5 protein-coding genes are annotated in these 5,632 nt (G+C 63.2%); 3 read left to right on the top strand and 2 right to left on the bottom strand.

Translation table 11 applies throughout. From position 1 onward, the window contains the following. Positions 1-93: 93 nt before the first annotated feature. The gene (gene alr / locus H928_RS0117170) at positions 94-1,197 is read left to right on the top strand and encodes an alanine racemase (protein ID WP_021027613.1); all 1,104 of its coding nucleotides are present in this window, start codon (positions 94-96) and stop codon (positions 1,195-1,197) included. Between the two features lie 85 nt (positions 1,198-1,282). Here the strand turns inward: alr and H928_RS0117165 are convergent, their stop codons facing one another. After that, positions 1,283-2,551 (bottom strand): type II toxin-antitoxin system HipA family toxin, encoded by a 1,269-nt coding sequence (locus H928_RS0117165; RefSeq protein WP_021027612.1) that lies wholly within the window; start codon positions 2,549-2,551, stop codon positions 1,283-1,285. Then, positions 2,548-3,129, bottom strand: a complete 582-nt coding sequence (locus H928_RS30985; protein ID WP_021027611.1) for a helix-turn-helix transcriptional regulator — start codon at positions 3,127-3,129, stop codon at positions 2,548-2,550. The genes H928_RS0117165 and H928_RS30985 overlap by 4 nt, the downstream gene beginning before the upstream one ends. Positions 3,130-3,498: 369 nt before the next feature. Here H928_RS30985 and H928_RS0117155 point away from each other — a divergent pair, with 369 nt between their 5' ends. Then, positions 3,499-4,083, top strand: a complete 585-nt coding sequence (locus H928_RS0117155) for a TetR/AcrR family transcriptional regulator (protein WP_021027610.1) — start codon at positions 3,499-3,501, stop codon at positions 4,081-4,083. Next, positions 4,080-5,632, top strand: a 1,553-nt coding sequence (locus tag H928_RS0117150) for an MFS transporter (protein WP_021027609.1), incomplete at its 3' end; no start/stop codon positions are given. The genes H928_RS0117155 and H928_RS0117150, both read left to right, overlap by 4 nt.

Below are 5,632 nucleotides of genomic sequence, written 5' to 3'. Positions count from 1 at the left end.
CTGCGTGTAGGGAGTCGAGGTTATAGCACGCAGGGGCGAAAGCACGGTGCCAGAATACTAGGGGTTTTCATAATCTTGTTGTGAGTATTTGCCATGCCGCGCCCCATTCTAGCCACCATTCACACTGCTGCCTTGCAACATAACCTGGCACGCGCCCGTCTGGCGGCCCAAGACGCCAAGCTGTGGTGTGTGGTGAAAGCAAACGCTTACGGCCATGGCATCGAGCAGGTGTTTGACGGCATGCGCGCCGCTGACGGCTTTGCGCTGCTGGAGCCGTCCGAGGCGCAGCGCATCCGCGATCTGGGCTGGCGCGGCCCCATCCTGCTGCTCGAAGGCGTTTTTGATGCGCGTGACCTGGAGCTGTGCTCGCGCCTGAACCTCTGGCACACGGTGCATTGCGACCAGCAGGTCGACTGGCTCGCCGCCCACAAGACCCAGCAGCCCCACCGCGTGTTTTTGAAGATGAACTCCGGCATGAACCGCCTGGGCTTCACCGCCGAGCGCTACCGCTCGGCCTGGGCCCGGCTCAATGCGCTGCCCCAGGTCGACGAGATTTCCTTCATCACCCATTTCAGCGATGCCGACACCGCCAAGGGCATCGGCGCGGCCATGGCGCTGTTCAACCAGACCACCTTGGACCTGCCCGGCGAGCGCAGCATCTGCAACAGCGCCGCGATGCTGCGCAACCCCGGTATGTCGGCCAGCGAGCGCGGCGACTGGGTGCGCGGCGGCATCCTGCTCTACGGCAGCGCGCCCGATTACCCGCTGCAAACGGCTGACGACTGGGGCCTGCAGCCGACGATGAGCTTGTCGGCCAAGGTCATCGGCGTGCAGGAGCTGCAGCCCGGCGACACCGTCGGCTATGGCTCGGCGTTCACCGCCGACAAGCCCATGCGCATCGGCGTCGTCGCCTGCGGCTATGCCGACGGCTACCCGCGCCACTGCGGCAACGGCACCCCCGTGCTGGTCGACGGCCAGCGCTCGCGCCTGATAGGCCGGGTCAGCATGGACATGCTCACCGTCGACCTCACCGACGTCCCCCAAGCGGGCTGGGGCAGCGAGGTCACCCTCTGGGGCCGCGCCGCCAACGGCACCGTGCTCTCCATCGACGAAGTGGCCCAGGCCGCTGGCACCGTGGGCTATGAGCTGATGTGCGCGGTGGCGCCACGGGTGCCGGTGGTGGTGGATGGGCACTGATCTGCCTTAAAAATAGGCAGATCTTCCAAGTGCTGGGTTGGTGCTGCGCCGGCTTTGCAGAAGGATTCAGCCAGCTCCGCAGGCTTTAAAGAAAAGCCTGCCTTTGCCGTCTGAGCGCGTCGCGGTCGATGCTGGTTGCGAGCTGCTCCATATCCACCGGGCTGACCCCCAGTGCCTGAAAATGCGCAGCCCACTGGTCCACGGCCGCAGCCACCTGCTGCACCAGCGCGATGGCGCGTGGCCTTTTGAGCCCGTATTCCTTGATCTGGGTGAGCGCATTCTCCAGGCTGGACTCAGCCCCCATGGTGCCCACGCTGAGTGCCTGGTAGCCCAGGTTCTGCAGACTGGGCACCACATCGTAGGCGGGGCTGAGGTCGTAGTAACCGTCCACGTTCAGGCTGATGCTGTGGTTGCGCTCATGGTCGTCGGTGTTGTCCATGAGGATGTTGAAGACCATGCGCTTGAATAGCTCCTCGCGCATGGTGGCCTGCCGCTCGGGATGGCCCAGGCGCAGCAGGATGCTTGCCAAGGCGCTGTAGCTCAGCTCCAACCCCGCAGCGCGCAAGGCAGTGTGAGCCGATTGGCAGTGCACGCGGAAAGGGCCGATGCGGTCAAAGCGCGCAATGGTGAGTGCATGCCGCGCCTTGCCATAGCGCGGTGGCAGTGGCAGCACCGCAGTGTTGGCGGTGTATATGCCGGCCTGTGCGGCCAGCCTCATCGTCGCGTGTTCAATCAGCGGGGTATCCACGGCATCATCCAACTCGCTGAATTTGATGACGCAGGGGCCGTTGTCGGTCTGCAGCAAGGCCTTGGGCCGGGCGCCACCCAAGGTGACGCCGGGCTGGACCAGGCGCTGTATCTCGGGGGTGATTGGGGCCTGGGTCTGCACATCTTCCACTGCGGCCGCGAGTTGCGCCAAGTCCTTCAGCTGCGGATAGGGCCCGATATAGCGCGGCAGGTAATGCTCAGCAGAGGTGGAAATGCCCAGTGCGCCAAAGCGGTCGTCTCCGGCAAAGAGCAGCATCTCCAGAATAGACAGGCGTGCAGGCCGGTCGATGTGGCGGATGATGCGCTCGCCCCAGCGGTCAGGCCGGGCGTCGTCGATCGCGCCAGGCGCCGTATGTTTTTCCTCATTGCTGAAAAGCTGGCCTTGTACCAAGGGCAGGTCCTGGCTGAGCGCAAAGTTCCACCAATCTGGCGCATAGCTGAACGTGGCGCAATCTGCCACCAACTGCGAAAGGCTGACCGTGCCCGCCAAGGTGGGCGCCGCCGGGTTGACCATGGCCCAGACATAGAGCTGGTCTTGCGGCACATAGCTACGTGCTGAGACGGAGGGGATGGTGGCGGCGGTCATGGCTTTTGGGGAGGCTTCTTGGCCATGAGCGCGGCAAGTCCTGGGGCTGCACTTGTCCATTCCTTGAGAGTCTTCTCTGATGGTTCCGCAACGATCCGAGCCAGCTCGGGCAGGTAAGCAGGGCTGAACAAGGATTTCCGGGATTTTTCTAAAGATTCGGAAGTGAGACGATCTATCTCTGACAAGGTACCTGCCTCAGTCCCGGCTTTGCGGCGCTCTGTTTGTGCCGCTGATGGCAGGGGATGGGCTGGCTCTTGAGTTTTGGGCTTGCGCTGGCTTTTTGCCTTGGCGACCTCTCGCTCCAGCGCAGCATGGTCGTTCTGCGGTGCAATCAGCCCGGCCAAATCGCCCCTTGGATTGATCAGCCACATGCACATCACATAGGAGGCCATCGCGACCGACGGGTCACCCCGTTCGATGCGGGCCATCGTGGGCTGTGAAATGCCCAGGCGTTTGGCCCATTGCGCCTGCGACTCTCCTCGCCGCTTACGGGCGATAGCAATGTTCTGCGCCAGCTTTTCGATCTGCTGCAGGACGGCTTGCGGGTAATCGGAAGGCGATGTGTTTTGACGAGGCATTCATAGATATTAGTCTTTTGCCAGAAAAAAGCAAATCTATGAATTATTTTGTCTTCTATGCTGACGAAAAAATACCAATCTCTGCTTGCACTGAATTTAAAACAACATAGATATCATCATTTTTGCGCATTTCATTCATCTATGAATATTTAAGGGCTAATGGTGCCATTCCTCATCACTCTTCAACAGCAAACAGCGTGATCTTTGTGAGCATCCGGCATCTCCTCCTCCTCGCCGGCTTAGGCGGTGAACTGACCAAAAAACAGACCACCGTTAACCCACGGGTTTACCCTGATGTCCTCAGGGTTTGTGCAGGCCTGAAAAAATTAGCGTACAGTTTTGTACGTTTAATGCTTTTGCCTCCACCCCATGACCACCAAAGAACGCCAACCCCGCAGTGATGCGCTGGCCCATCGCAGCCAGTTGCTCGATGCGGCTCTGCATGTGTTTACCGAGCAGGGGGTGACGGTGGCGTTGGATGTGGTGGCCGAGCGGGCGGGGGTGAGTCGCACGACGCTGTACCGCAATTTTGCGGACCGCTCCGAGTTGCTGCGGGCCCTGCTGATCCATATTCTGGAGCGGCTGGCCGCCAAGGCCCATGCCTTGAGCGAGACGGGTGATGCCGATGCGCTGTTCGAGTTTCTGCGCCTCTGGGCGCATGACTCGGTGCTGACCGTGCCGCTGACCGATTACTGGCGCTCGCTGCCGCTCGATGACCCCTTGGTCGTTGACCTGCGCGCGCGCCTTTTGGCGCTGGTGACGCCCTTGCTGCTGCAGGCCAAGGCGGCAGGGCGCTGCCGGGAGGACCTGCAGGGCGCTGATCTGCTGCTGATCGTGGGCATGTTCAGCGCGGCGCGGCGGGGCCGCACGCCAGCCGAGCGCCTGCAGCTGAGCGACCGCGCCTGGCAGCTGATCACCGAGGGCCTGCGCATGGATGCCAGGGAGACGGTATGAACGCGCCTGCCTTTCGCTATGTCGAACAACCCCCGGATTGGGAGACGCATGAGCGTCCCGTGCTGCCGGGCTCGCCTGCGCGGCTGCAGCACACGCTGCCCCGGCGCCTTGCCTACATCATGGTGGGCCTGTTTGTCGGTCTGGTTGGCGGTCTGGGCAATGGCCTGGTCACGGCCAATCTGACCTCGATCCAGGGCCAGCTGGGCCTCACGGCGGTCGAGGCCGCCTGGCTGCCTGCGGCCTATGTGATGGTCAATGTGACGGCCAACCTGCTGGTTTTCAAAAGCCGCCAGCAGCTGGGTCTGCGGGTGTTTGCCGAATGGGGCCTGGGCATCTATGCGCTCTTGGCGCTGCTGCACGTGTTTGTCGAGGGCTACACCATGTCCATCGTGGTGCGGGCCGTCGCCGGTTTTGCCGGTGCCACCACCACCTCGCTGGCCGTCATGTATGTGATGCAGGGCTTTCCGGCCTCCAAGGTGCCCTCGGCCTTCATCCTGGGCATGAACATGTCCTCGATCGCCGTGCCGCTGGCCTGGGTGCTGTCGCCCTCGCTGGTCAACGTCAACCCCTGGCCCCATCTGTATGCGTTCGAGGCGGGTCTCGCGCTGATGGCCTTTGCCGCCGTGGTGGTGCTCAAGCTGCCACGGGGCCTGCAGATCCATGTGTTCGAGCCGCTGGATTTTGTGACCTTTCTGCTGGTGGCGCCTGCGGTGGGCCTGCTGTGCGCGGTGCTGGCCCAGGGCGTGAACGCCTGGTGGTTCAACGCCCCCTGGCTGGCCTATGCGCTGATCGCGTCGCTGGTGCTGTTTGCGCTGGCCGCCCTGCTGGAATACAGCCGCCGCACGCCGCTGATCCAGCTGCGCTGGCTGATGCACCCCACGACGCTGACCTTCATGGCCGGCGCCATCATGATGCGTTTCATGATCTCGGAGCAGAACTATGGCGTGGTCGGCCTGCTGCGCGCAATGGGCGTGGTGCCCGAGCAGCTGCAGGCGCTGTACGGCGTCATTTTTGTCGGCATGCTGCTGGGCGTGATCGTCGGTGCTGCCACCTTCAGCCCCCAGGCCATCTTGCCGCAGATCCTGACCTCGATCCTGCTGATTGGCGTGGGCGGCTGGCTGGACCTGCACTCCACCAGCCTGAGCCGCCCGCATGACTTTTTCTTCAGCCAGTTCCTGATTGCGTTCTCGGCGGCGCTGTTCATGGGGCCGGTGATGATGATCGGCATCCAGCGCGCGCTGGGCAAGGGGTTGGACCACATGGTCACCTTTGTCGTGCTGTTCTCGGTCACCCAAAGCCTGGGCGGCCTGCTCGGCCCCGCGCTGCTGGGCAGCATCCAGCAGCAGCGTGCCCAGCTCTACACGCAGGCGATTGCGGCCGATATGCCGGTGACCAACCCGCTGGTCGCGCAGCGCCTGGCCCAGCAGTCGCAGTCGCTCGGCCGCACCATCACCGACCCGGTGCAGCGCGGCGCCCAAAGCCAGGCCCAGCTGGTGCAGGTGATCCGGCGCGAGGCGGCGGTGCGCGCCTTCAACGATGTGTTCCGCGT

The sequence above is a fragment of the Comamonas sp. B-9 genome, assembly GCF_000410635.1.
In the GTDB taxonomy this organism is placed as follows: Bacteria; Pseudomonadota; Gammaproteobacteria; order Burkholderiales; family Burkholderiaceae_C; genus Comamonas.
The sequence above is the reverse complement of the archived record's forward strand: the minus strand, read 5'-3'. Positions and strand labels throughout refer to the sequence as shown.

Coding starts and splice junctions, on each gene's coding strand:
- alr (WP_021027613.1), top strand. CDS start 94: ATGCCGCGCCCCATTCTAGCCACCATTCACACTGCTGCCTTGCAACAT.
- H928_RS0117165 (WP_021027612.1), bottom strand. CDS start 2,551: ATGACCGCCGCCACCATCCCCTCCGTCTCAGCACGTAGCTATGTGCCG.
- H928_RS30985 (WP_021027611.1), bottom strand. CDS start 3,129: ATGCCTCGTCAAAACACATCGCCTTCCGATTACCCGCAAGCCGTCCTG.
- H928_RS0117155 (WP_021027610.1), top strand. CDS start 3,499: ATGACCACCAAAGAACGCCAACCCCGCAGTGATGCGCTGGCCCATCGC.